At 62.3% G+C, this 23902-nt stretch carries 25 protein-coding genes and 2 pseudogenes; 6 read left to right on the top strand and 21 right to left on the bottom strand.

Translation table 11 applies throughout. From position 1 onward, the window contains the following. Window positions 1–2: 2 nt before the first annotated feature. From CSZ94_RS04930 to CSZ94_RS04905, 6 genes and pseudogenes are all read right to left on the bottom strand, one after another. Window positions 3–698 (bottom strand): succinate dehydrogenase iron-sulfur subunit, encoded by a 696-nt coding sequence (locus CSZ94_RS04930; protein WP_102120488.1) that lies wholly within the window; start codon window positions 696–698, stop codon window positions 3–5. Window positions 699–734: 36 nt separating this feature from the next. Continuing rightward, window positions 735–1073 (bottom strand): succinate dehydrogenase, hydrophobic membrane anchor protein, encoded by a 339-nt coding sequence (sdhD, locus tag CSZ94_RS04925; protein WP_102120487.1) that lies wholly within the window; start codon window positions 1071–1073, stop codon window positions 735–737. Beyond that, window positions 1070–1438 (bottom strand): succinate dehydrogenase, cytochrome b556 subunit, encoded by a 369-nt coding sequence (sdhC, locus tag CSZ94_RS04920; protein WP_102120486.1) that lies wholly within the window; start codon window positions 1436–1438, stop codon window positions 1070–1072. The genes sdhD and sdhC overlap by 4 nt, the downstream gene beginning before the upstream one ends. Continuing rightward, on the bottom strand, window positions 1435–2058 hold the full coding sequence (locus tag CSZ94_RS04915) for a uracil-DNA glycosylase family protein (RefSeq protein ID WP_102120485.1): 624 nt from the start codon (window positions 2056–2058) through the stop codon (window positions 1435–1437). Before CSZ94_RS04915 ends, sdhC begins: the two co-directional genes overlap by 4 nt. A gap of 14 nt (window positions 2059–2072) precedes the next feature. Then, a complete protein-coding gene (locus CSZ94_RS04910) occupies window positions 2073–2459 on the bottom strand; it encodes a DUF488 domain-containing protein (protein ID WP_102120506.1) in 387 nt (128 codons plus the stop codon). A gap of 33 nt (window positions 2460–2492) precedes the next feature. Continuing rightward, window positions 2493–2708: pseudogene (locus tag CSZ94_RS04905) on the bottom strand (DUF2945 domain-containing protein). 243 nt (window positions 2709–2951) lie between these two features. On the opposite strand from CSZ94_RS04905, the gene CSZ94_RS27920 reads away from it, so the two are divergent. Genes CSZ94_RS27920 through CSZ94_RS28465 form a run of 3 tightly spaced genes read left to right on the top strand, consistent with a single transcriptional unit; the run spans window position 2952 to window position 3631 of the window. After that, complete coding sequence (locus CSZ94_RS27920; RefSeq protein ID WP_180977370.1) at window positions 2952–3095, top strand: hypothetical protein; 144 nt, start codon at window positions 2952–2954, stop codon at window positions 3093–3095. After that, a complete protein-coding gene (locus CSZ94_RS04895; RefSeq protein ID WP_146009742.1) occupies window positions 3068–3475 on the top strand; it encodes an Hpt domain-containing protein in 408 nt (135 codons plus the stop codon). Before CSZ94_RS27920 ends, CSZ94_RS04895 begins: the two co-directional genes overlap by 28 nt. A gap of 30 nt (window positions 3476–3505) precedes the next feature. Beyond that, complete coding sequence (locus CSZ94_RS28465; protein ID WP_258000777.1) at window positions 3506–3631, top strand: hypothetical protein; 126 nt, start codon at window positions 3506–3508, stop codon at window positions 3629–3631. Between the two features lie 7 nt (window positions 3632–3638). On the opposite strand, the gene CSZ94_RS04890 is transcribed toward CSZ94_RS28465, so the two are convergent. The 9 genes from CSZ94_RS04890 to CSZ94_RS04850 all read right to left on the bottom strand — a co-directional run bounded on the left by CSZ94_RS04890 (window position 3639) and on the right by CSZ94_RS04850 (window position 16092). Continuing rightward, the gene (locus tag CSZ94_RS04890) at window positions 3639–4862 is read right to left on the bottom strand and encodes an NnrS family protein (protein ID WP_102120483.1); all 1224 of its coding nucleotides are present in this window, start codon (window positions 4860–4862) and stop codon (window positions 3639–3641) included. A gap of 118 nt (window positions 4863–4980) precedes the next feature. Continuing rightward, the gene (locus CSZ94_RS04885) at window positions 4981–5643 is read right to left on the bottom strand and encodes a response regulator (RefSeq protein ID WP_071323820.1); all 663 of its coding nucleotides are present in this window, start codon (window positions 5641–5643) and stop codon (window positions 4981–4983) included. 24 nt (window positions 5644–5667) lie between these two features. After that, entirely contained in the window at window positions 5668–7569 is a 1902-nt protein-coding gene (locus tag CSZ94_RS04880) for a type IV pili methyl-accepting chemotaxis transducer N-terminal domain-containing protein (protein ID WP_102120482.1), read from the bottom strand. A 29-nt stretch (window positions 7570–7598) separates the two neighbouring features. Beyond that, on the bottom strand, window positions 7599–8585 hold the full coding sequence (moaA, locus tag CSZ94_RS04875; protein WP_102120481.1) for a GTP 3',8-cyclase MoaA: 987 nt from the start codon (window positions 8583–8585) through the stop codon (window positions 7599–7601). A 115-nt stretch (window positions 8586–8700) separates the two neighbouring features. After that, window positions 8701–9447 (bottom strand): peptidylprolyl isomerase, encoded by a 747-nt coding sequence (locus CSZ94_RS04870; RefSeq protein ID WP_102120480.1) that lies wholly within the window; start codon window positions 9445–9447, stop codon window positions 8701–8703. 14 nt (window positions 9448–9461) lie between these two features. Next, the gene (narI, locus tag CSZ94_RS04865) at window positions 9462–10148 is read right to left on the bottom strand and encodes a respiratory nitrate reductase subunit gamma (RefSeq protein ID WP_102120479.1); all 687 of its coding nucleotides are present in this window, start codon (window positions 10146–10148) and stop codon (window positions 9462–9464) included. Window positions 10149–10175: 27 nt separating this feature from the next. Beyond that, on the bottom strand, window positions 10176–10832 hold the full coding sequence (narJ, locus tag CSZ94_RS04860) for a nitrate reductase molybdenum cofactor assembly chaperone (protein WP_258000775.1): 657 nt from the start codon (window positions 10830–10832) through the stop codon (window positions 10176–10178). 9 nt (window positions 10833–10841) lie between these two features. After that, complete coding sequence (gene narH / locus CSZ94_RS04855; protein WP_102120477.1) at window positions 10842–12392, bottom strand: nitrate reductase subunit beta; 1551 nt, start codon at window positions 12390–12392, stop codon at window positions 10842–10844. A 1-nt stretch (window position 12393) separates the two neighbouring features. Next, entirely contained in the window at window positions 12394–16092 is a 3699-nt protein-coding gene (locus tag CSZ94_RS04850; RefSeq protein ID WP_102120476.1) for a nitrate reductase subunit alpha, read from the bottom strand. Window positions 16093–16336: 244 nt separating this feature from the next. Here CSZ94_RS04850 and CSZ94_RS04845 point away from each other — a divergent pair, with 244 nt between their 5' ends. After that, window positions 16337–16708 carry a ribonucleotide reductase subunit alpha gene (locus CSZ94_RS04845; RefSeq protein ID WP_102120475.1) on the top strand — a complete coding sequence of 124 codons (372 nt, stop codon included), beginning with the start codon at window positions 16337–16339 and terminating at the stop codon, window positions 16706–16708. Here the strand turns inward: CSZ94_RS04845 and CSZ94_RS04840 are convergent. The 3 genes and pseudogenes from CSZ94_RS04840 to CSZ94_RS04830 all read right to left on the bottom strand — a co-directional run bounded on the left by CSZ94_RS04840 (window position 16694) and on the right by CSZ94_RS04830 (window position 20042). Next, a pseudogene (locus tag CSZ94_RS04840) lies at window positions 16694–17388 on the bottom strand (carbonic anhydrase). The gene CSZ94_RS04845 and the pseudogene CSZ94_RS04840 overlap by 15 nt on opposite strands. 15 nt (window positions 17389–17403) lie before the next feature. Beyond that, on the bottom strand, window positions 17404–18801 hold the full coding sequence (locus tag CSZ94_RS04835; RefSeq protein WP_102120474.1) for a NarK family nitrate/nitrite MFS transporter: 1398 nt from the start codon (window positions 18799–18801) through the stop codon (window positions 17404–17406). Then, window positions 18798–20042: an MFS transporter gene (locus tag CSZ94_RS04830; RefSeq protein ID WP_102120473.1), complete on the bottom strand. Its 1245-nt coding sequence runs from the start codon at window positions 20040–20042 to the stop codon at window positions 18798–18800. The genes CSZ94_RS04835 and CSZ94_RS04830 overlap by 4 nt, the downstream gene beginning before the upstream one ends. 386 nt (window positions 20043–20428) lie before the next feature. Here CSZ94_RS04830 and CSZ94_RS04825 point away from each other — a divergent pair, with 386 nt between their 5' ends. Next, window positions 20429–20809 carry a SirB2 family protein gene (locus tag CSZ94_RS04825; RefSeq protein ID WP_102120472.1) on the top strand — a complete coding sequence of 127 codons (381 nt, stop codon included), beginning with the start codon at window positions 20429–20431 and terminating at the stop codon, window positions 20807–20809. 41 nt (window positions 20810–20850) lie between these two features. Then, entirely contained in the window at window positions 20851–21030 is a 180-nt protein-coding gene (locus CSZ94_RS04820) for a hypothetical protein (protein WP_102120471.1), read from the top strand. Window positions 21031–21040: 10 nt separating this feature from the next. On the opposite strand, the gene CSZ94_RS04815 is transcribed toward CSZ94_RS04820, so the two are convergent. From CSZ94_RS04815 to CSZ94_RS04810, 3 genes are all read right to left on the bottom strand, one after another. Continuing rightward, window positions 21041–22138 carry a DUF3472 domain-containing protein gene (locus tag CSZ94_RS04815; RefSeq protein ID WP_258000781.1) on the bottom strand — a complete coding sequence of 366 codons (1098 nt, stop codon included), beginning with the start codon at window positions 22136–22138 and terminating at the stop codon, window positions 21041–21043. 3 nt (window positions 22139–22141) lie between these two features. After that, on the bottom strand, window positions 22142–22297 hold the full coding sequence (locus tag CSZ94_RS28460; RefSeq protein ID WP_258000774.1) for a hypothetical protein: 156 nt from the start codon (window positions 22295–22297) through the stop codon (window positions 22142–22144). 63 nt (window positions 22298–22360) lie between these two features. After that, a complete protein-coding gene (locus CSZ94_RS04810; RefSeq protein WP_219725969.1) occupies window positions 22361–23752 on the bottom strand; it encodes a Gfo/Idh/MocA family protein in 1392 nt (463 codons plus the stop codon). Window positions 23753–23902 lie beyond the last annotated feature (150 nt).

Genomic DNA, 23902 nt, shown 5'->3' with positions numbered 1-23902 from the left:
CGTCATAACGAGTTCTTGACCATCATCAAGCGGATTTGCTCGATTGCCCGTGATGGCGCGAGCCCCTTGGGACACACTTCGGTGCAGTTCATGATCGTACGGCAGCGAAATAGCCGATAAACATCGTTCAAGTCGTCGAGACGTTCCTGCGTGGCCCGATCCCGACTGTCAACGATGAAGCGTTCGGCCTGCAGCAGTCCGGCTGGCCCGACGAATTTGTCCGGGTTCCACCATGATGACGGACATTGACTGGTACAGCATCCGCACAAGATGCATTCATAAAGACCGTCGAGCTTATCGCGTTCCTGCGGCGACTGCAGGCGCTCTTTTTCCGGAGCAGGTTCATCGTTGATGAGATAAGGCTTGATGGAGTGATAATGTTTGAAGAACTGTGTCATGTCCACCACCAGGTCGCGGATCACCGGAAAGCTCGGCAAGGGACGCAACACCACCGGTTCCTTAAGATCCCATACACGGGTGATGCACGCCAGCCCGTTGCGGCCATTGATATTCATCGCGTCAGAACCGCACACGCCTTCGCGGCATGATTTCCTGATGGTCAGCGAATCATCTTGCATCTTTATACGCAGAATAACGTCCAGCAGCATCCGGTCGGTGGCTTCCAATTCAATCTCGAAATCCTGCATGTACGGTTTTTTATCTTGTTCCGGATGGAAGCGAAAAATTGAAAATTTCATTGTGTCTCCCAATTTCTTGCGTAGTTGAAGGACGCGTCAGCCATGCGCGCGCCACAAAATGCGAATCACCCATGCGCCAAGCCCGATCAGGCCGAGAGCCAGCAACGCCAGTGCTCCAACACGAACGGCGAGCGGTTTAACGTAGTCGAGGATGACATCGCGCAGGCCAACCCACATGTGCGCCAGCAACGCAGCGAAGAAAACGAATGCGGCGCTGCTGACCACGGGGTGCGCTATCCAGGTATGCCAGGCCAGATACGATCTGGGCAGGTCAAGCAGAAAATACGCAAGCACGAACACGAGGAACAGCAGCATGTAGACTGCGCTCACGCGCTGCACCAGCCAAGCACGCAGGCCGGAAACGGCCCGTCTCAAAACAATGCTCCAGCAGCCAGCAGCGCCACGGCGACCCCGCCAAGATTGACGCTCCAGGCGCTACGCCGCGCGGCAGGTAAACGGGAACCAATATCGATGTCGCTCAAGAGATGGCGCACGCCGGCGAATAGATGGTGTGCCAGTGCCCAGATAAAGGCAAGTGCAGCCACCTTGAAAGCCGGATGTGCAAACAGCTGCGTTACCCCTACGTAGGATTTTGGGTCTCGCAGCGATTGATCGAGCAGATAGGCGCAGAACGGGATGCCGATCGCCAGCAACATGCCGGTGATCCGATGGGTGATTGACGTCACGGCGCCAACCGGCATTTGAATCTGCGTCAGGTTGAAAAATACAGCTTTTCTCATTTCTTGCTCCGTGGTGATTTCACGTGATCGGAAAACGACCCGATCCTTTCGCGCAACACGGGCAATAGCGCATGTTCAAACCAAGGGTTACGCTGGAACCATGACGTGTTGCGCGCCGAAGGATGCGGCAACGGAAGATATTCAGGCGCAAACTCGCGCCACGCCTTGACGGTTTCGGTCAATGACGGCTTGCGCCGTTTGCCCAGAAAGTGCCGTTGTGCGTGCAGACCGACTAAGAGCGTTATTTCAATCTGCGGCAGTTTGGTCAGCAAATGATCAAGCCACAAGCTCGCGCATTCGCGGCGTGGGGGCAAGTCGCCGCCCTTGCCCCGTCCCGGATAGCAATATCCCATTGGGATGATCGCGATTTGCGACGCGTCATAAAACCTGGCCGCGTCGATCCCCATCCACGTGCGCAGCCGCTCCCCACTCGGATCGTCCCACGGTATCCCCGACGCATGCGCGCGCGCGCCGGGAGCCTGACCGACGATGAGGATGCGCGCCGCACCCCCCACTTGCAGCACTGGACGCGGGCCAAGCGGCAAATGCGGCGCGCAGGCCCGGCAGTGGCGCACCTCCGTCAACAATCCGCCAAGGGTGGGATATTCCACGTTACGCATATTGTTTTCGCACCTTAGTGCCCTACGTGCGTCTTCCGGCCCAAGAGAAAATCTCTCAGCGCGACGGCGTCGTTATGCACTTCGTCATGGGCGGAATAGACCAGTGTGATCGGGTTCGTGCGCGCCAGCGTGCGCAATTGCTTGAGCTGTTCGCCGTGCTGGCGTAATTCCTCGGCATAACGAAGCCGAAACTCTGGCCAGCGCGCGGGATCGTGTCCGAACCACTTCCTTAACGCGGTGCTGGGCGCGAGGTCTTTCGCCCAATGATCCAGTGTCGCGTCTACTTTCCTCACGCCACGCGGCCATAATCGATCGATCAATACGCGCGTCCCGTCATCGTGCGCCGCAGGCTCGTATGCGCGTTTCAGTTTGACATTGCCGGCTTTGATTCTGACGCTCATCAGTTCGCTCCTGGACAGCGTAAACAATTGATCTTAGTCCTCTTCTTGTTTCAGCGCCGTTCCTTTGTACATCGCAATGTGGTCAGTCTTATCGCTCTTGATTTCGTACTGTGGATCGTCCACTGTGGCGTGATGCGTCTATCCCTTGTAATCGACGTTTTTTGTGTGCACCTTGGTGATCATGCCGGAGATGTGCCCAGCCTCGGAGGCCCAGCTCACGTGATCGCCGATCTTGACTTTATGATTCATGCTGCGTCTCCGACTAAGGTTCGGCTTGCAAGGCGACGGCATCCGCTGGGGATGGCGGCGGATAGGTGACTTGCGTTCCCTCAACGTGGGCGAACGCAGTCAGAACGTGTGGCTTGCGCCCCTTCGCCCCAATAATGTCTTCAACGCGAATGCCGCGAACAAGAAGCGCGTCGCCGATCATCGATCGATGACAGCGCCACGCAACCGCTTCGGCGCACATCACGGCCCGAAGGAGTGGACCGGGTGCTGGGCGACGCGCTGCGGCTGGAACAGGTGCTGCTCAACCTGACCAGCAATGCCATCAAGTTCACCGCGCAAGGCACGGTCGAGCTGTTGATTTCATCAGCAAACCATTCGACGTGCCGCCGAACGGTGCGGCGCCCGTGATCGACCTGGCGCTGGGGATGGCGCAATGGCGCGATGAAGCGCCCTGCCGTCAGCACCTGTCGCGCTTTCGCGACACCTACCGCAACACGGTCGGCGCCATGCGTGCGCTGCTGGCGGCCAATGCGCGCAGCGACGCCGCCGCGCTGGCGCACAAGCTGGCCGGCGTGGCTGGCAGCCTGGCCCTGCCCGCCACCCTGCAGGCGGCCCAGCAAGCCGAACAGCTGCTGCACGCCGGCGACGATGCCGCAGCAGCCCTCGACACACTGGAACAGGCGCTGGCGCACGCCATCGATGCCGTCAGCGCCTTCACGGCACAGACGCCGCCGCCCGGCCAGCCGGCCATGCCGGAAACGCAACATGGCCGGGCATGCCAATGCTAAACTTGCCAATATAAAAATTGGGGAGACGCTATGATCTGGCTCAGGGATTTGCTGCTGCGTGCCTTCATGCTGGGGCTGCTGCTATTCGTCGTAGGCGAATCGCTGTCGTACTGGACGCCGGAAATCAAAAAACTGCTGGCCTGGCGTCCTTTCTGAGGTGCGCCTAGCCTTCGCGGCCATCCACTCTGGCGCGCCACAGATACGGCGCATACACGTAGGCAAACAGGCCAAAGGCCAGTGACCAGCACGCGCCTGCCGCCAGCAGCAGCGGCATGGCCAGCGCTGCGGGACCGACTGCGGCCAGCAGGCGTGCCAGCGCGCCCAGCTGGATCAGCCAGTACATCGCCGCTTCCGCCCGGCCGCCCGTCAACGGGCGCCCCGTGTGGCCCAGGGTGGTGCGCGTCATCATGCCGATGATCAATCCCGCCATCGACCCCACCGTCAGCGCGTGAAAGGCAGCGCTGGCCGGCAGCAGCCCCAGGCTGGCGGCCGCCAGCAGCGCAAAGCCGACGCCTATCCACGCATACGACAGGTGCAAAATCCACAACAAGGGCACGCGCAAGGTGCGCTGCGGCTGCCAGGCCAGCAGATTGGCCAGCGAGACGCCGGCAGCCACGAGGGCCAGCGGCGCCGTCAGCCAGGCTGGCGCGCCTGCCAGCCACGCGATGGCCGCCGTCGCCATGCAGGCCACGGCGACCAGCGCCCGCTTCGGACTGGCCACCGGCGTACGATTGGGATTGATATCGGGCGCCCCATTGCGCGTAAACATGGGGATCACGCGCGCACCGATCACCGATTCGATCAGCACGATGATGAAGATGGCCGCCTGCACGGGCACGAACAGCGACAGCGGCAACCAGCCCAGCACGGCCGCATGGAACAGGCCATTGGCCAGCGCCAGCAAGGCCAGCAGGCCCACCAGGAACAAGTTACGCGTATTGCCCGAGCGCCGCAGCGCCTGATACAGGGGCCAGGCGGCCAGCGGCAGGAACAGCCACTCGACCAGCGCCGCCACCAGCCCTGGACCGCACAGCATGGCCACGCGCCCCGCCAGCCACAACGCCACCAGCGCCATCAGGCGGGCGCCGTGCGGCGTGGGCAAACCCGTCCAGTTGCGCCCCGCCGTGTACAAAAAGCCTACGACGACAGCCAGCGCGAAGCCGAACACCATTTCATGCATATGCCAGCCCAGGCCCACCTGCAGGCCACCTGCAAGCAAGCCGGCATAGCTGGCCAGCCACAGGGGTATGCTGATGGCCGCAAACACGGCCGCCATCAGATAAAATGGGCGGAAACCCAGCTGCCAGACGGCATGACGGGCATGCCAGGGAGCGGCGCCGCCTGTCGTGGAAGGTGGAGAAGGTTCGCTGATCGGGGTAATAGCCATGATGGGCTCGCTTTTAAAGATATATCCAATATACTACTTTAAAAGCGCAAGGACTGCCATCGGCAAAAAGGACTAGCTGTGGGGGTCTGACCCGGCGGGTCAGACTTCAATTACCGGGCTATTTGCCCTGGCGGTGCTCGACCGCATACACGGCCGCCTGCACGCGGCTGGTGAGGTTAAGTTTTTTCAGCACGTTCTGCACATGGATCTTGACCGTGCTTTCGGCCAGGTCGAGGGTGCGCGCGATGCCCTTGTTGCTCTCGCCGCGCGACAGGCAGTCGATGATCTCCTTTTCGCGCGGCGTGAGCTTGTCGAGTTCCGACACGGGTTCCTCACGCCGCGTGCCCGCCTGCAGCTGCGCCACCAGCTTGCCCGTCATCGCTTCGGCGATGACGACTTCGCCGGCGGCCGCGCGGCGGATGGCGCGCACCAGGTAGTCGGCGTCGATATTCTTGATCAGATAGCCGCAGGCACCCGCGCGCAGGGCTGTCGCCAAGTCCTCGGCGTCTTCGGAGACGGTGAGCATGACGATGGCCGTGTCGGGACAGTCGTGCTGCATCAGTTGCAGCGCTTCGACGCCCGACATGCCGGCCATGTTCAGGTCCAGCAACACCACGTCGGGCTGCAGCTGGATGGCGCGCTTGATGCCTTCCACGCCGTCGGCCGCCTCGCCCACCACGGAAAAGTCGGTATGTCGCTGCAGCAGCGAACGTATGCCGCTGCGGAACAGCGCATGGTCGTCCACCAGCATGACAGTGATCGGTTTGACGGGAGTCTCCATTTTTTTGTACTTTCAGATAGTTGCTTAGGCGGCGCGGCGCTGCTCGCGCGACAGGTGCAGTTCGACCGTGGTGCCGCCACCGGGGCAGGCGTGCACGTCGAACGTGGCCTCGATGCGCTGCGCGCGCTCGCGCATGATATGGATGCCGACATGGCTGTCGCCCTTTTCCAGCACGGCGCAAGCATCGAAGCCGACGCCATTGTCGCTGATCGTCAGCGTAAAGTCCTGGTGATCGGCCAGGCGCACCTCGACATGGCTGGCCTGGGCGTGCTTGCGGATGTTCGACAGCGCTTCCTGCACGATGAATAGTAACTGCAATTGCTGTTCGCGGGGGAATGGCGCGCCATCGACATCGGCCAGCAGCTCGGCGTCGATGCCCGTCTGGCGGCGGAATTTGTCCACCGCCGCGCGCAGGGAGCCGATCAGGTCGTCCTCCATCAGGCGGCTGCGGAAGTTGACCAGCAGTTCGCGCACGTCTTCATAGCTTTCCTTCACGCCCGCATGCAGGGCTGGTACGATGCCCGCCACTTCATCGAAGCGCGCATTGCGCACGGAGTCGTCGAGCATCTGCACTTGCAGGTTGAGGAAATTGAGGCTTTGCGCGATGCTGTCATGCAGGCCCTGCGCCACCAGGTTGCGCTCTTCGGAAATGGCCATTTCACGCTCGCGCGCGGCCAGGCGCAGGTTTTCCAGCGCGATGCCCAGCAGCTGGCCCAGGGTTTCCAGCAGCGCCAGCTCGCGCGCGGAAAACACGCGCGCATGGCGGAAATGCAGGTTGAAAAAGCCCAGGTGCTGTTCGTGCGCATGGAGTTGGAAGACGGAGACGGTGGCAAAACCCTCGCGGTGGCAGCGCAGCTCGTGCGCCTTGTCGATGCGGCGCATGTCGTGCACCTTCGCCACGTTCATCTCGACGGCCGTGCCGCACAGGCAGTCGCCCACCTTCAGGCAATGCTCGGACGCCACCAGTTCTTCCGACAGGCCGTGGTGCACCACCATGTGCAAGTTGCCCCGCTCGGCATCGAGCACGCGCACGGTGGAGCCGTCCGCCTCGAAATAATCGACGATGCGCTGCATGAAGCCGCCGCAAATGTCGGCCAAAGGTTGCGGGCGCTGCAGGAAAGCGGCGCTTTCGTACAGCAGGGCCAGTTCGCGGTTGCGGTATTCCAGGGTAGCCGTCTTGCTGCGCACGCCCTCTTCCAGGTTGCCGTACAGCGCTTGCAGGCGGTCGGCCATCTGGTTGAAGCCGCTGGCCAGCTGGCCGAATTCGTCATTGCTTTCGACGGCCAGGCGCACGCTGAAATCGCGTTCCTTCATGCGCTGCATGCCCACCCGCAGCTGCGTGACCGGTTCGATGATGAGCATGAACATCAGGAAAATCATGCTGACCGTGCCGATGACGGCCATGCCGACCAGGATCAGCTGCGAGGCGCGCAGCCAGAAGGTGCGCTGCTCGCTATCGTGCTCGATCAGCCGTACCAGCTGATCGACCTGGCCGACAAAGGTATCGGCGTCGTGCTCGAACTGGCGCGCCCGCGCGCTGGAATCGGCGGCCAGGGCGGCCGGGCGCAGGGCAGCGCGCCAGGCGACGCCGATGCGCTCGAATTCCGACTTGATGGCGGTACTGGGGGGCAGGAACAAGGGACGCTGCGGGTCGCCGTGGCCGATCTTGGCCAGGGTCGCGTCGATCAGCAACGCTTGCTGACGCGCCTGTTCGCGTGCGTCGCTGGCCAGCAGCAGGGTCAGACGGTAGGTTTGCATGCGCAAGCGGCCCGTCTCGTTGATGGCGGCCGAACTGCCTTCGAGTTGCCACGACAGGAACAGGGTGCAGCCGATGGCACTCAAGGCCAGCACCAGCATGAGCAGCAGCGCGCCGACGATCTTGGTCGACAGCTTCTGCCAGGAGGAAAACATCGCCTTCAATTTCATACCGCCCTTGAATGTAAATGCAAACTGCCTCAGCCGCCCGTCTGCGCCATGAACCTGATGATTTTATCGGGCTGCGTATTGAAATCGTGTTGCTGCGGCTTGAGTTCGATGGCGGCGCGGATCGCCGCCTCGATCTGCGCATCCGTGGCCCCGCCGCGCAGCATGGGACCAAGGGCAAATTTTTCTTCCTGGCCCAGGCACAGATACAGGGTACCATCGACGGACAGGCGCACGCGGTTGCACGTGGCGCAGAAATGCTGCGACATGGGCGTGATGAAACCGATGCTCGATCGACCATCGGGTGTCGCCATATAGCGCGCCGGCCCGCCGCCCAATTCTTGCGCCTGCGGCACCAGGCCAAAGCGGGCCGCCAGGCGCTCACGCACTGGCCCCAGCGGCATGTAGCTGGCATTGCGGCCCGTACTGCCCATCGGCATGGATTCGATCAAGCGCAGGATGAACTGCTGCTCGATACAGAAAGCCGCCATGGCCTCGATCTGGCCGTCGTTGACGCCGCGCATGGCCACCATATTGATCTTGATCGGGTCAAAACCGGCCGCCTTGCCCGCCATCAGGCCGTCCAAAATAGGCTGCAGGCTGTCGCGTCCCGTGATCTGCTGCATGCAGGCGCGATCCAAAGAGTCCAGGCTGACATTGATGCGGTCCACGCCCGCTGAGCGCAGGGCCACGGCGTGCTTGCCCAATTGGGTGGCGTTCGTCGACAGCGACAGATCCTGCAAACCGGGCAGCGCGGACAGCTTTTGCGCCAGCTCGGGCAGATTGCGCCGCAACAGCGGCTCGCCACCCGTCAGCCGTACGCGGCGCGTGCCGAGCCGCACGAAGATGCCCAGCAGGCGCTCGATCTCATCGAACGTCAGCCAGTCCTTCGGCTCTTCGAAGCCGCGAAAGCCCTTGGGTATGCAATAACTGCAGCGCAAATCGCAGCGGTCGGTAACGGACAGCCGCACATAATCGATCGAACGGCCAAAACGGTCCTGCAACTTGACGCTACCCATGACGCTACTCCTGATTCTTCCGTGATTGTAAAGGCTGGGACACGATCTGGCTGTGCCCCAGAAGGCCTAGTGGCCTACGCCTTCCGGCCTACGCATTTCAGCCTACGCATTCAGCCTACTGAACCAGCGGGCTGGCTGTGCCTTCGAGCTCGATACCCGCGATGTCGGCGCGCCCCACCAGCAAGTGCAGATACTGGTGCACGGCGCGCTGCCACGCTGCGCGCGACAGACGGTCGGCAATCTGCGCCTGCACCGCCTCGTAGGCGATAGCCTGGCCTTCGACCCGGCGCAGCACCTGCACGATGTGGTAGCCGAAGCGCGTTTCCAGCAAGTGACCGGCCAGCGCGCCCGCTTCCAGGCGGAACAGCAGCGCGTCGAATTCCGGCACGCTCTGCCCCGGCGACAGCTGGCCCAGGTTGCCGCCCAGCGCACCGGACGGGCAGTTCGAATACTGCGCCGCCAGTTCGGCGAAGCGTTCGGGCGCCAGTTTGAGGGCATCGAGCACGGCCTGCGCCGTCGTGCGCAGCAATTCCAGGGGCGCTTCCGGCGTCACCTGGAACAGGATGTGGCGCGCCTCGACCAGCGCCCCGCTGCGGAACAACTGCGGGCGCTGCGCATAAAAGGTGCGGCAAGCCGCATCGTCGGCGGGCGGCACGCGCACTTCCTGCGCAAACAGCGCCTCGATGCGGTCATCCAGACTGCCGCCTTGCACGCCGAGGCGCTCGGCCTCACCCAGCAGCAGCCGGCGCAGCACCAGTTCATGCACGGCCTGTTTCAACGGATTGCCGGCGCGGTCGTGATGCGGCAGTTCCTGCGCGATGTCGGCATCATCGATATCGATGCCATTGACGGAAATTCCCATGATTGACTCCTTTCTTAGCGGCGGCGAACTAATTGATAAGCGCGGCCCAGGTAAACAACAGCGCCAAAGCCGCTCCACACGTGCACCAGGCGGGTGAACGGGAAGATGACGAACAGCGACATGCCCATGAACAGATGCAGCTTGAACACCAGCGGCGCTTCAACGATGAAGCTGGCGGCGTCGCCGCGGAAGGTGACGATGTGCTGCGCCCAGTGCATCAGCAGGACCATCATGTGGCCATCCATGTGCGAGGCCGAGACAAAGATCGACGACAGGCCCAGCAGCAAGGTCAGCAGGATCCACAGCATCACCAGCTTGTCGCCGGCCGTGGTGACGGCGCGCAGGCGGTCATTGGAAAAGCGGCGCACCAGCAAGATCAGCAAGCCGACCAGGCACAGGCCACCCATGATGCCCCCGGCCGCCATGGCCACGCCCTGTTTCAGGCTGTGCGTCACGCCCAGCGTATCCCACACCCAGACGGGGGTGAGCAAGCCGGCCGCATGGCCGAACAGCAGGCCGATGATGCCGATGTGGAACAGGATATTGCCCAGGCGCAGGCTGCCGCGGTGCAGCAGCTGGCTGGAATCGGACTTCCACGTGTATTGCTCGCGGTCGAAGCGGATCAGGCTACCAAGGAAAAAGATGGCCAGCGCGATGTATGGATAAATGCCATACACAAATTGATGCAAATAATTACTCATGATAACTCCTCGTCATGCGGGCGCGATTCAAGCGGCGCGCCGCGGCTGCGGGTGAAAATGCACGGGATGGACACCGCCCGGGGCTTGGCGCAGCAGCGGCTCGACGCCATCCGCACCGGGACCGAAGGTTTCCAGCGCTTCATCCATGTCGCGGATGGGCGGTTCGGCCAGCATTTCAGCCGCCACGGGGCTCAGTCGTTCGAGCACCGTGAAGACGGGCGCATATGGACTGCCGTTGGCCGTCAGCTTGCGGCCGATATGCGCCAGCACGTGGACGGCGTCGCCCAGCAGCGGCGCCGAAGCCGCCTCGTCGAGCTGCGCCAGGAATTCCAGGAACAGCGGCACGAAGTCGGGCAAATCATCGCCCGTCATCTGCAAGCCATGGCGCTTGTATTCCTCCATCAGGTCGACCATGGCCTGGCCCCGGTCGCGCGATTCGCCGTGGATATGCTCGAACAGGTGCAGCGAGTGCGACGGGTTGCGGTCGAACGTGGCCACGTACTGCTGCTGCAGGTCAATCAGGCTGGTGTTTTCCAGATGTGCCAGCAAGGGCCGCAGCAAGGCGTGCTGCTCCGGCATGGCGGCCAGCGCAGCGTCCAGCTCGGGCAGGTGCGCGATCAGCTCGGGCTCGGGATACAGCAACAGGCGCGAGAGGATTTGATAGTGATGCATAGCGTGTGTCATATCGGTTCCTTAAGCGCCTGGCGCCGTTTTGCGTGACTTCGGCATCTGCATGAAGATGGCCGAGCCGTGTTTTTTCTTGCCGAACAAGGTCGGTTCACTGGTGCCGTCCGAGCAGCCGTTGCCGAAGCTGAAGCCGCACGAGCCTTTCTCGTTGAAGCTGTCTTCCGCCATTTCCTTGTGGCTGCTGGGGATGACGAAGCGGTCTTCATAATTGGCGATGGCCATGATGTGGTACATGTCCTCCACCTGCGCCTTGGTCAAGCCCACTTGCTTGAGGACCGTGAGGTTCTCCACCTTCTCGACCGTCTTGCTGCGCATATAGGCACGCATGGCCAGCATGCGGTCCAGCGCCGTGACGATGGGCGGCTGGTCGCCTGCCGTCAGCAGATTGGCCAGGTACTGCACGGGAATGCGCAGGCTTTGCGTGTCCGGCAGCATGCCATTCACGCCCAGCTTGCCCGATTCGGCGGCCGCCTGGATCGGTGACAGCGGCGGCACGTACCACACCATCGGCAAGGTGCGGTATTCAGGATGCAGCGGGAATGCCACCTTCCATTCGACGGCCATCTTGTAGACGGGCGACTTGGCCGCCGCTTCGAGCCACAGGTCGGGGATGCCCTGGCGGCGCGCCTCGGCGATGATGGCCGGGTCGTGCGGATCGAGGAACAGGTCCAGCTGCGCCTGGTACAGATCCTGTTCCTGCGGCACGGAGGCCGCTGCCTCGATCTTGTCGGCGTCGTACAGCAGCACGCCCAGGTAGCGGATGCGGCCCACGCACGTTTCCGAGCACACGGTAGGCTGGCCGGCCTCGATGCGGGGGAAGCAGAAGGTGCACTTCTCCGCCTTGCCGGACGACCAATTGTAGTAAATCTTCTTGTACGGACAACCGGAGATGCACATGCGCCAGCCGCGGCACTTGTCCTGGTCGATCAGCACGATGCCGTCGTCTTCGCGCTTGTACACGGAGCCGGACGGGCAAGACGCCACGCACGTCGGATTGAGGCAATGCTCGCACAGGCGCGGCAAATACATCATGAAGGTGTTTTCAAACGTGCCGTACATCTCTTTCTGCATGTTGTCGAACAGCTTGTCCTTGCTGCGCTGGGCAAATTCACCGCCCAGGTCATCTTCCCAGTTCGGACCCCATTCGATTTTTTCCATCTTCTTCCCCGTCAGCACGGAGATGGGACGGGCCGTCGGCGGCGTCTGCGACAGCGGAGCGCTTTGCAGATGCTCGTAGTCGTAGGTGAACGGCTCGTAGTACTCGTCGATGGCCGGCAGGTTCGGGTTGGCGAAAATATTCGCCAGAATCTTCAAACGGCTGCCCTGGCGTGGCTCGATCTTGCCAGAGTCCGTGCGGCGCCAGCCGCCATTCCACTTGTTCTGGTTTTCCCACTGCTTCGGATAGCCGATACCGGGTTTCGTCTCGACGTTGTTGAACCATGCGTATTCGACGCCGTCACGGCTGGTCCATACGTTCTTGCAGGTGACGGAACAGGTGTGGCAGCCGATGCACTTGTCCAGGTTCAGCACCATGCCGATTTGCGCTCTGATTTTCATACTATGCTCCTTCTTCCTGCAACGGGCCTTCGAGCCATTCAACATTGTTCATCTTGCGCACCAATACGAATTCATCGCGGTTGGAGCCCACCGTGCCGTAGTAATTGAAACCGTACGCCAGTTGCGCATAGCCGCCGATCATGTGCGTCGGCTTGGGCACGGCGCGCGTCACGGAGTTATGGATGCCGCCCCGCTTGCCCGTCATCTCCGCGCCGGGCACGTTGATGATCTTTTCCTGCGCGTGGTACATCATCGTCATGCCGGACGGGATGCGCTGACTGACGACGGCGCGCGCCGTCAAGCTGCCGTTCACGTTGAACACTTCGATCCAGTCGTTGTCGACGATGCCGGCCGTCTTCGCGTCGATTTCCGACAGCCACACGTGCGGTCCGCCGCGCGAGAGGGTCAGCATGCGCAGATTGTCCGAATACGTGGAGTGGATGCCCCATTTCTGGTGCGGCGTCAGGAAGTTCAGCGCCAGTTCCTTGTTGCCGTTCGGTTTGGTGCCCAGCAGCGCTTCCGTCGTCTTGGTGTTGATCGCCGGCTTGTACACGCACAGGCCTTCGCCGAAATCGCGCATCCACAGGTGATCCTGGTAAAACTGCTGGCGGCCCGTCAGCGTGCGCCATGGGATCATTTCATGCACGTTGGTATAGCCGGCCGTGTAGCTGACTTCTTCGCTTTCCAGACCCGACCAGGTGGGCGAGGAAATGATCTTGCGCGGCTGCGCCTGCACATCGCGGAAGCGGATGCTGTCATGCTCGCGCGGCTTGGCCAGATGCGTATGCTCGCGGCCCGTGATGCTGGAGAGCGCGGCCCAGGCCTTGACGGCCACGTGGCCATTCGTTTCCGGCGCCAGCGTCAGGATCATCTCGGCCGCATCGATGGCCGTATCGAGGCGCGGCTGGCCCTTCGACACGCCTTCGTCGAGCACCGTGCGGTTGATGCCGCGCAGGACCTCGATTTCATGTTCCGTTTTCCAGGAAATGCCCTTGCCGCCGTTGCCGATGGTTTCCAGCAGCGGCCCGATCGAGGTGAATTTCTTGTACACGTCGCGGTAATTGCGCTCGACCACCGTCATGTTCGGCATGGTCTTGCCCGGTACGGCTTCGCATTCGCCGGCGCGCCAGTCCTTGGGATCGAAAGGCTGGCCCAGTTCACCGGGGGTGTCGTGCATCAGCGGCGTAAGGATGATGTCTTGCTGGGTGCCCAGCAGTTCGCCGCCGATTTCCGAGAATTTCTCGGCGATGCCCTTGTAGATTTCCCAGTCCGACTTCGATTGCCACAACGGTTGCACGGCTTCCGACAAGGGGTGGATGAAGGGGTGCATATCCGAGGTGTTCAAGTCATCCTTTTCATACCAGGTGGCCGTCGGCAGCACCACGTCGCCATACAAGCACGTGGTCGACATGCGGAAGTCCAGCACCACCAGCAGATCGAGCTTGCCTTCGGCGGCGGGACGTACTTTTACCTGTGTCGGCGTGATGCAGTCCGCTTCGTCGCTGAGCAGGCCGTTCTGCGTACCCAGTAAATACTTGAGGAAGTATTCGTGGCCCTTGCCCGAGCTGCCCAGGATGTTCGAGCGCCAGACAAACATATTGCGCGGGAAGTTGGCCGGATTGTCCGGGTCGTCGCACGAGAACTGCAGCTGGCCGGCCTTGATCTGGTCCAGCGCATACGCGGCCGGCGCCTGCCCTGCCGCCTTGGCGGCCTTGGCCACTTCCAGCGGGTTCGTTTGCAGCTGCGGCGCCGATGGCAGCCAGCCCATGCGCTCGGCCTTGGCGTTGTAGTCGAGCAGGGTCAGGTCGCCCGTGCCGCTGGCGGCCGATGGCGAGGCGATGTCGCCCGTTTCCAGCTTTTCATGGCGCCACTGGCTGGTGTGCGCATAGAAGAACGAGGTGCCGTTCATCTGGCGCATCGGCCGTACCCAGTCCTGGGCGAAGGCCAACGGCGTCCAGCCCGTTTGCGGACGCAGTTTTTCCTGGCCCACGTAATGGGCCCAGCCGCCGCCGGACTGGCCGATACAGCCGCACATCATCAGCATGTTGATGATGCCGCGATACGTCATGTCCATGTGGTACCAGTGATTCAGGCCGGCGCCCACGATGACCATGCTCTTGCCGCGTGTCTGATCCGCGTTTTGCGCGAACTGGCGCGCCACGGTGATGACGTCGGCGCGTTTCACGCCCGTGTGCTTTTCCTGCCATGCCGGGGTATAGGGCACGTCATCGTCATAGCTTTCCGCCACGTTCTCTCCGCCCAGGCCACGGTCGATGCCGTAGTTGGCCAGGGTCAGGTCGAACACGGTGGTGACCAGGGCGGTAGTGCCGTCGGCCAGGCGTATGGTTTTCACCGGCACTTTGCGCAGCAGCATGTCGGCCGCATCCTTGCCGCCGAAGTAGGCGAAGCCCACTTCGGTGACGGCGTCGCTGTCGTTGATCATGGACAGCATCGGCACGATGGGCACGCCGCTGCCGCCCGCCTTCTGCTCCAGGTTCCATTTGCCCGATTCGCCCCAGCGGAAGCCGATGGAGCCGGCCGGCGCCGTGATGGTGCCCGTGGTCTCGTCGATGACCAGGGTTTTCCATTCAGGATTGTTGGTCTCGTCAAGGTTGTTGTCCAGGTGCGAAGCGCGCAGGAAGTAATCGGGCACCAGGGTGCCGTTATGCTCCTTGAGCAGCACCAGCATGGGGAAGTCCGTGTACTGGCGCGCATAGTCGCGGAAGTAGGCGGACTGGCCTTCCGAGTGAAATTCCTTGAGGATCACGTGGCCCATGGCCAGCGCCAGCGCGGCATCGGTGCCCTGCTTCGGGGCCAGCCAGATGTCGCCGAACTTCACCATTTCGCCATAGTCGGACGAGATGGCCACGGTTTTCGTGCCCTTGTAGCGCACTTCCGTGTAGAAGTGGGCGTCCGGCGTGCGCGTCATCGGCACGTTCGAGCCCCACACCATCAGATAGGTCGAGTTGTACCAGTCGGCCGATTCCGGCACGTCCGTCTGTTCGCCCCACACTTGCGGGCTGGCCGGCGGCAAGTCGCAGTACCAGTCGTAGAAGCTCAGTGCCACGCCGCCGATCAGCGACAGGTAGCGCGTGCCGGAGGCATAGCTGACCATGGACATGGCGGGAATCGGCGAGAAGCCGACGATGCGGTCCGGGCCGTATTTCTTGATCGTCAGCGCATTCGCGGCGGCGATGATTTCATTCGATTCTTCCCAGGTGGCACGCACGAAGCCGCCCAGGCCACGGATGGACTTGTATTGCTGCGAGCGCACGGGATCCTGGCTGATCCAGTCCCAGGCGGTGACGGGATCCATGGTCTTGCGCGCTTCGCGCCACATTTCCATCAGGCGGCCGCGCACCATCGGGTACTTCACGCGCTGGGCCGAATACACATACCAGGAATAGCTGGCGCCGCGCGGGCAGCCGCGCGGTTCGTGGTTGGGCAGGTCGGGCCGCGTGCGCGGGTAATCGGTCTGCTGGGTTTCCCAGGTGATCAGACCATTCTTGACATACACCTTCCAGCTGCACGAGCCGGTGCAGTTCACGCCATGCGTGGAACGCACGATCTTGTCGTGCTGCCAGCGCTGGCGATACGCGTTTTCCCAGGTACGGTCTTCATCGACCACAGTGCCATAGCCGTTGGAAAACGGCTCGGCGGGCTTGCTAAAAAATTTCAGGCGGTCCAGAAAGTGACTCATGCTACCTCCACATTGCGCCGCAGGAGCGGCGCCAGGTCTCAAAAAACGCTATAAGCAGGATGGCTCAAGCGTCGATACAAACAGTCTATCGATGTGGCTTACCCGGCGGTATTGGCAAGAAGTCGGTTTCCGGCACCAGGAATGCCTAGCCGCGTAGTCACCCGGGTAGTCACTCTTGCCTATGGGCGCGGCGACCGTGCTGCGGTATACCTGTCGTCATCGTTCAACACAGAGAAAGAGCACCATGTCGATTACCGATTACGCCAGCCTGCTGCGCAGCGCCCGCGACCAGGAGCAGCCGCAACGCCTGCTGTTCACCTTTACCCAGGCGCAGGCCCAGCCAGGCGGCCAGGGCAAGTCCCTCACGCCCGTGATGTGCGCCGACAAGCTGCCCGATGAACTGGGCAGCTTCGAGACATTGATGGAGGAGTCGAAACAGCTGCAGACGCACTGGGACGTGGTCTTCGTGGCGTGCCTCGCGGGCCAGGACGGCCTGCCGCCCGCCGAGCAGGAATGCGAAGCGCCCCTGCGCGCCATGGTGACGGCCATCGAGCAAGGGCGCATCGACGGCCTGCTGGCGTTTGACCGCAGCGGCGATCTCTTACGTTTTAGCTGAATCCGGCCAAGGGCGTTCATGCAGATGGCGCGCCCTTTCTATCGGACAGACCAGTGGCAAGAACTGCTGCTGGCGCGCCGAATACGCCATCAGGGCGCCGCTGTCGATGTTGAAATACCAGCCATGCAGTTTTAACACCCCCTGCTCCACCCGGCGCTTCAGCCAAGGGTAGGTCAGCAGGTTGTCCAGCGACTGCAGGATGCTGGCCAGCTCGCACGCATGGTGCTGCTCTTCCGACGAGCGGTGCGCCAGCTCGCGCCGCACGCGCTGCGCCACCGGTTCGGCAATGCGCATCACTGTCCCACGAAGTCCGTTTCCTGGCCTTGCGCGCGCGGCTGCGGTTCCAGCAGCGCGCGGATGCCGCCGCAGCGCGCATGTCCCAATACGATGACCCTGGCCACTTCGAGCTTGCAGACGGCGAACTCGATGGCCGAACTGACGCCGGGCGGCGCGTCGGGCGTGCACGGCGGCACCAGGTTGGCGATATTGCGCACCACGAACATGTCACCCGGGTCGCTGCCCGTCAGCAGCATCGGGTCGACGCGCGAATCGCAGCAGCCGATCAGCAACGTCGTGGGCCGCTGCCCGTCGCGCAGGCTGTCGTACAAGGTCTGCGGCTCGCTGAAGTACTGCTGCTGAAACAGGCTGAAGCCGTTGACGAATTTTTCCAGTTCTTCCATGACTACCTCTGGCATTTAGCAAGGCATCGCTGCATTCTTGCGCGCATAGCACCACCAGGTGATCGCGATGCAGCTGACATAAAAGCCGATGAAGCACCACAGGGCCGCGTCAGGGCTGCCCGTCAGCGAAATCGAGGTGCCATAGCTTTTCGGAATGAAGAAGGCACCGTAGGCCGCCACGGCCGACGTGAAGCCCAGGACTGCCGCGCCTTCCTTGTTGGCGTCGATGATGGCTTGCTCCTGCGCCGCCTTGCCTTTGCCGGCCGCCGCGCGCTGGTGCTCCGTCAGAAAGATCACGGGGATCATGCGGAAGGTCGACGCATTGCCGATACCCGTGCCGGCGAACAGCAGCATGAACATCCAGAAGAAGCCGCTGAAGCTTCCACCCACGCCGGCTTGCGGCATGAAGTACAGCACGCCCAGCACGGCGCATATCATCAGCAGGAAGGACCACAGGGTGACTCTGGCGCCGCCCAATTTATCGGAAATCACGCCGCCGGCCACGCGCGCCAGCGCACCCACCAGGGGGCCCAGGAAGGCGTAATCGAGGGGATTGACGTCGGGGAACTGAATTTTGATCAGCAGCGGGAACGCGGCCGAATATCCGATGAAGGAACCGAAGGTGCCCGTGTATAGCCAGCACATGAGCCAGTTGTGCTTGCGCTTGAAGATCACGGCCTGTTCGGAAAACGAAGCCTTGGCCGAGGCCAGGTCATTCATGCCGAACCAGGCCAGCAAGGTACTCAAGGCAATGAATGGCACCCAGATGAAGCCCGCGTTTTGCAGCCACATGTCCTTGCTCACGCCATTTTTGACCCAGGTGAGCGAATCACCGCCCCAGGCGCCGAAGACGGCGAAGGTGATCACCAGCGGCACGACGAACTGCACCACCGACACGCCCAGGTTGCCCAGGCCCGCATTCATGCCCAGCGCGAAGCCCTTGCTCGCCTTCGGATAGAAAAAGCTGATGTTGGCCATCGACGAGGCGAAATTGCCGCCGCCGAAGCCGCACAGCAACGCCAGGATCAGCATGGTCGGATAGCCCGTGTTCACATCCTGCACGGCCAGGCCGATGCCGATGGCGGGAATCAGCAGCGAACCCGTGGAAATGGCTGTCCAGCGGCGGCCGCCAAAAATCGGTACCATGAACGAATAAAAGATGCGCAAGGTGGCGCCGGACAGGCCCGGCAAGGCCGTCAGCCAGAACAGCTGGTTATTACTGTAGGTGAAACCGATGTTGGGCAGGTTGACCACCACCACGCTCCACACCATCCACACGGCGAACGCCAGCAGCAGCGCGGGAATCGAAATCCACAGATTACGCGCGGCCGTGGTCTTGCCCGTCTTTTGCCAGAAGCTCGGGGTTTCCGGCTCCCAGGTATTGATCATGTAGCGGCTTACGGGGTTACTCATAACGTTACTCCTGCAGGTTGATTGGTTGGTGCCGCACGCAGCGGCTTGAACGAGAAATACATCCAGACGAGGGAAACGCAGACGGTGCCGTACAGCAGCATGAAGGCGCTCGAACGCACGCCGGTGAAGTCCACCAGGGCGCCGAACATCACGGGCAGGATGAAGCCACCGAGACCGCCGGCCAGGCCCACCACACCCGAGACGGCGCCGATGTTGTCGGAAAAGTCATCGCCGATGAACTTGAAGACGGAGGCCTTGCCGACGGCCATGGCGATGCCGACGATGAACAGCAGCGCGGTGAACCACAGCGGCGACAGGCCGATGTGGATGGCCAGCGGCCCCGTCACGGTCTCGATCACCATCTGCGTTTGTGGATACGACAGCAGGAAGAAGCACACCCAGCACACCCACATCACGGCCCAGGTGACTTTCGCGGCACCATATTTGTCCGATATCCAGCCGCCCATCGCGCGCAGCACGCCGCCTGGCAGCGAGAAGCAGGCAGCCAGCAGCGCCGCGTGCTTCAAGTCGAAGCCATATTCGGCCACGTAGTACTTCGTCATCCACAGCGCCAACGCCACATAGCCGCCAAACACCACCGAGTAGTACTGGCAGTAGCGCCATACGCGGGGGTCCTTCAGCACCTTCATCTGCGCCGAAAAACTCTCGCCCGATGGCGCCAAATGCGATTTGTCCGTGTACGAAAACAGCCAGAAGATGATGGCCGTGGCCAGCATGGCCACCGCATACACCTTCGGCAGCATCTGCCAGCCGAAGGCGGCGACGATACCCGGCGCGACGAACTTGGTCAGCGCGGAACCGGAGTTGCCAGCGCCGAAGATTCCCATCGCCAGGCCGCGGCGCTCCTTTTCATACCAGCGCGCCACATACGGCGTGCCGACGGAAAACGAACCGCCCGCCAGGCCCACGAACATGCCCAGCACGAGGAAGTGCCAGTAGGCCGTGGCGTAGGAAATCAGGTAGATCGGCACCACGCTGGCCAGCATCAGCCAAAAGAAGACGCGGCGTCCGCCGAATTTGTCCGTCCAGATGCCCAGCGGCACGCGCACGAGGGAGCCCGTCAACACGGGCATGGCGGCCAGCAGGCCGAATTGCGTTTCCGTCAAGCCCAGGTTGGTCTTGAGGGGGATGCCCAGTACGGCAAACATCATCCAGACTGCAAAGCAAATGGTAAACGCGAAGGTACTGCTGATCAGCACGGACGCCTGCTTGCGCCGCATGCCCGGTTCGACTGCCTTGTTACTACTGTTGTTCTTAGTGCCATCTAGGGTAGCCACGATGTTTCTCCATGAATGCACTGGCCGTCTGGCCAGCCGTCCCGACCAGCTTACGTGGCAGAGGTGAAAGGCACTATCGGTCACAGGGTGATTCTGGGAAGGCAATCTGGATAGCCGCATCGGCAAAAGTGACTAGATGACGCGGTGCGGACCTAGCCTGGATGGCGGGTGTTTTACAAACGCAGGTATTTTTGGCACACTCGGCACCGCACAAGAAGGAGCTGGACAGATGCCAGCCTTGGCAGCGCCTTATCCCGACGACGTATGGCGCGGCGCGCCAAAGGCGGCTATGCTGTCGCCACCGTCAATCAACACCCACCACATCACGCATGGATTATCTGAGCCTCAAGCATTTCCACATGGGCTGCGCCGCCGCCAGCGGCTTTCTTTTCCTCTTGCGCGGCGCCTGGATGCTGCGCGCCTCGCCTGCATTGCAGCAACGCTGGGTGAAAATCCTGCCGCACCTGGTCGACACGGCCTTGCTGGCCAGCGCGATCACCCTGGCCGTGTGGAGCGGCCAGTCGCCGGGCAACCAACCGTGGCTGGCCGCCAAGCTGTACGCACTGGTGCTCTACATCGTGCTGGGCACCATCGCCTTGAAACGTGGCAAAACGCCGGCCGTACGCGGCGCCGCCTTCGCCGGCGCCGTGCTGGTATTCGCCTACATCGTCGCCGTGGCAGTCACCAGGCAGGCCTGGCCACTGTCATAGCAAGCAACAGCATCAGAACATGTAGCGCAAGGGTACTGCCCTTGCCCGTAGGCACTTTTGGCAAGACATTCTGCAAGGCGACCTGGCCGGCGGGAGCATGGCAGGACCGGCGCGTCACCGCCGACACCATCCAGGCGGCGGCATTGATGGGCGTGACGTTAGGCCGGCCGCTCACCTACTATCGCGGCATCGAAGCGATGGTGGGCAAGCGGCCGTTCTGAGTACCCGCGCCTATTGCATCGGCAAGGCCGCCACATCGACGCCCGGCGCCTGGCCCCTGGCCGGGCGCGTGAAGTTCTGGCCGGTTTTCACGTACTCGGCGAAGAAGCCGCCGTTACGCAGGTAGAACTTGCCGTTTTCCAGGCCGCCCGCGTAATCCATGCGCTGCGCGTTGGTTGCCGTGGCATCGCCCGTGTAGCGCCCTGCCGTCACTTCGGACCAGGCGCCGGAAACGTTCCTTGCCCACTGGTTGCCAAACTGGACGCGGCGCTCCGTGTAGCCCAGGGTATCGATGAAGTTCTCGAGGAAGGAATGCACGCGCGTCAAATACGTGGAAATCGCCGGACGCTTCCAGGTGGCGATATAGCGCCACCTGCCCGTTTCCGGTGCAAAGAACCAGGCCGAATAATCGCTGCCGCCCTTGCCGTCGGGCCGTGCGCGCGTGATGAAGCGGTAGGTGGTGCCGGCCGCCCAGTCATACGACAAGTAGGTCTGGCCGCCCGTGCCTTCGCCGCCAAACGCATTGTCGATGACGCCGGCGCCCTTGCTGACCAGGGTGGTTTTCGCGCCATTGTCTGCATCCCACACGGAGAACAATATCCAGCGTTCACTGGGCGACTTGACCTGGATGCCCATGTAGCCCTGGCCAAAACCATTGGCCATGAAGTAGGAGCCGATGGCGTCCTGCCCCCTAGGGATCGTCATCTCGTTATAAAAATACTCGGTATTGGCCGGCACCGCGTAGCCCATGTGCACGGACGGTCCGCGCCGCGACCAGTAGTCATTGGCCCGGTCATTGGCGTAATTGAGCGCGGCGTTCGCGGTCACCTTCAGCGCCGCGACGTCGCCGAACGTGGCCTTGGCGCGCGTCAGTCCCTGCAAGTCCACTTTCACATAGCCGGCCGCCGGCACGTTCACCGTGCCCACGGCGTAGGTCTTGCGCGCCTTGCCGGCCAGCTTGACGTCGAACGGCGTGCCGTTGATCTTCACGCAGATGGTGCTGTTGCCGCCATCGGCCAGGCTGGCGTCGAGCGCCACCTGGATGGCGCCTGCTTCTGCCACGCGGAAATACGTGCTGGCGATGGCAGCCGGATTGCTCCAGCCGGCCAGGCCTTATTCGTTGATGATGGCCCCTGTCTCTGCGCTGGTGATGAAGGCATTGCCGGCCAGTTCCACCGTTGCGGGTGTCGCCGGCGCGGCCACGCTGGTGGCCAGCAGCAAGGGTATGGCGGGAAGGACTGCGTAGCGTAATGAACTTCTGTGTTTCATCAACGTCTCCTGGGATAGAAAAAACCCGCTACGGCGGCAGGCACGGTAGCGGGTCGTTAAGGCTTAGTACTTGCCGTCGAGGGCGAAGATCGGCTTGCGCGCTTTCCACTGGCCACCCGTGAAATCGGGGAAATCCAGGGTCTGGAAGTTGGCGGCGATCGATTGCTCGGACAACGGCGTGATCGCGCTCCATGTCACGGCATCGTAGATATCGATCGGCATCGGCGCATTCGCCTTGAGGGCTTCGACAAAGGCGTGTATGACGAAGAAGTCCATGCCGCCGTGGCCCGCGCCTTCTGCCTGCGCCGCGTACTTGCGCCAAACCGGGTGCTCATACTTGTCCTGGTAAGCCTGGAAGTCATCCCACTGGTGCGGCTTGCTGACGCCTTCAATGTGAATCGAATTGTTCAGGTCCATCCACAGGCCGTCTGTGCCTTGTACGCGAAAGCCCAGCGAATACGGGCGCGGCAGGCTGGTATCGTGCTGCAGTATGATGGTTTCGCCGTTCTCGCACGCCAGCGTGGTAGTGACCACGTCACCGAGCTTGAATTTCACCTTGGCGTTCGCATGCTGCGCGCCGCCCGGCTGCTTGACGATGTAGTCGTGCAAGCCGCGCGCCTTGGTAGCGAAGGCATTGATACGCGTAAAACGGTTGCCGCGGTTGATATTCGTGTACATGGCGCACGGGCCGATGCCATGGCTAGGATACAGCTCGCCATTGCGCTCGACCGAGTGTTGCGTGCGCCAATGCGCTTCCGACCAGCCCTTTTCGCCGAATTCCACGCCGCCGCCATACGGCTTGGCCGGATTGCCGCTATTGAATTTGACGGCGCGCAAATCATGCTGGTAGCCGCCCTGCAGGTGCAGCAGTTCGCCGAACAGGCCCGCGCGCACCATCTGCAGCGCAGCCATCACGTCGCGGCGGTAACACACGTTTTCCAGCAACATATAGGGCGTACCCGTTTTCAGCTGGGTATTCAGGACATCCCAGTGGTCTTGCAGGGTGATGCCGGCCACCACCTCGCAACCGACGGCTATCTTCGCCTGCATGGCGGCGATCGCCATGGGCGCGTGGAATTCCCACGGCGTGGCGATGATCACGCCATCGAGGCCGCCCGCGTCCAGCATGCGCTTGTAGGCTTTCTCGTCGCGGTCTTCGCTATACGTGCGCGGACGCGGCTTGCCGGCTTTGGCCACCTGGCCCAGCGCGTGTTTCAGCATGATCGGTTCGATATCGCACAGCGCCACCACTTCCACGTCGTCGCGGCGCACCAGTTCGGCCAGCAGCACCTGGCCGCGCATGCCCGTGCCAATCACGCCCAGGCGGACCTTGTCGCGGCCGGCGGCAGGTGCGGCGTTGGCGCCGCCAGGCAGCAAGGCGCTGCCGGCCATGGCGCCACCGGCCAGTGCGGCACTGGCGGACAGGAAATTGCGTCGATTGATTTGTGTCGTCATTGGTCTCTACTCGCTTCCGTTGGTAATGATCGTCGCCGGTCCGCCGCACGGCGGGCCGGTTGCAGCTTTGAGCCGATCCCAGTAGGGAGCGTCTTCTGCTGGCAGTTCATCAGGAGTGCGGACAAGGCGTGAGGAGGACGCGTGGCGAGC

This window comes from Janthinobacterium sp. ROICE36, from assembly GCF_002869965.1.
Taxonomy (GTDB): Bacteria; Pseudomonadota; Gammaproteobacteria; order Burkholderiales; family Burkholderiaceae_D; genus Janthinobacterium.
This window is presented reverse-complemented; position numbering and strand designations above follow the sequence as displayed.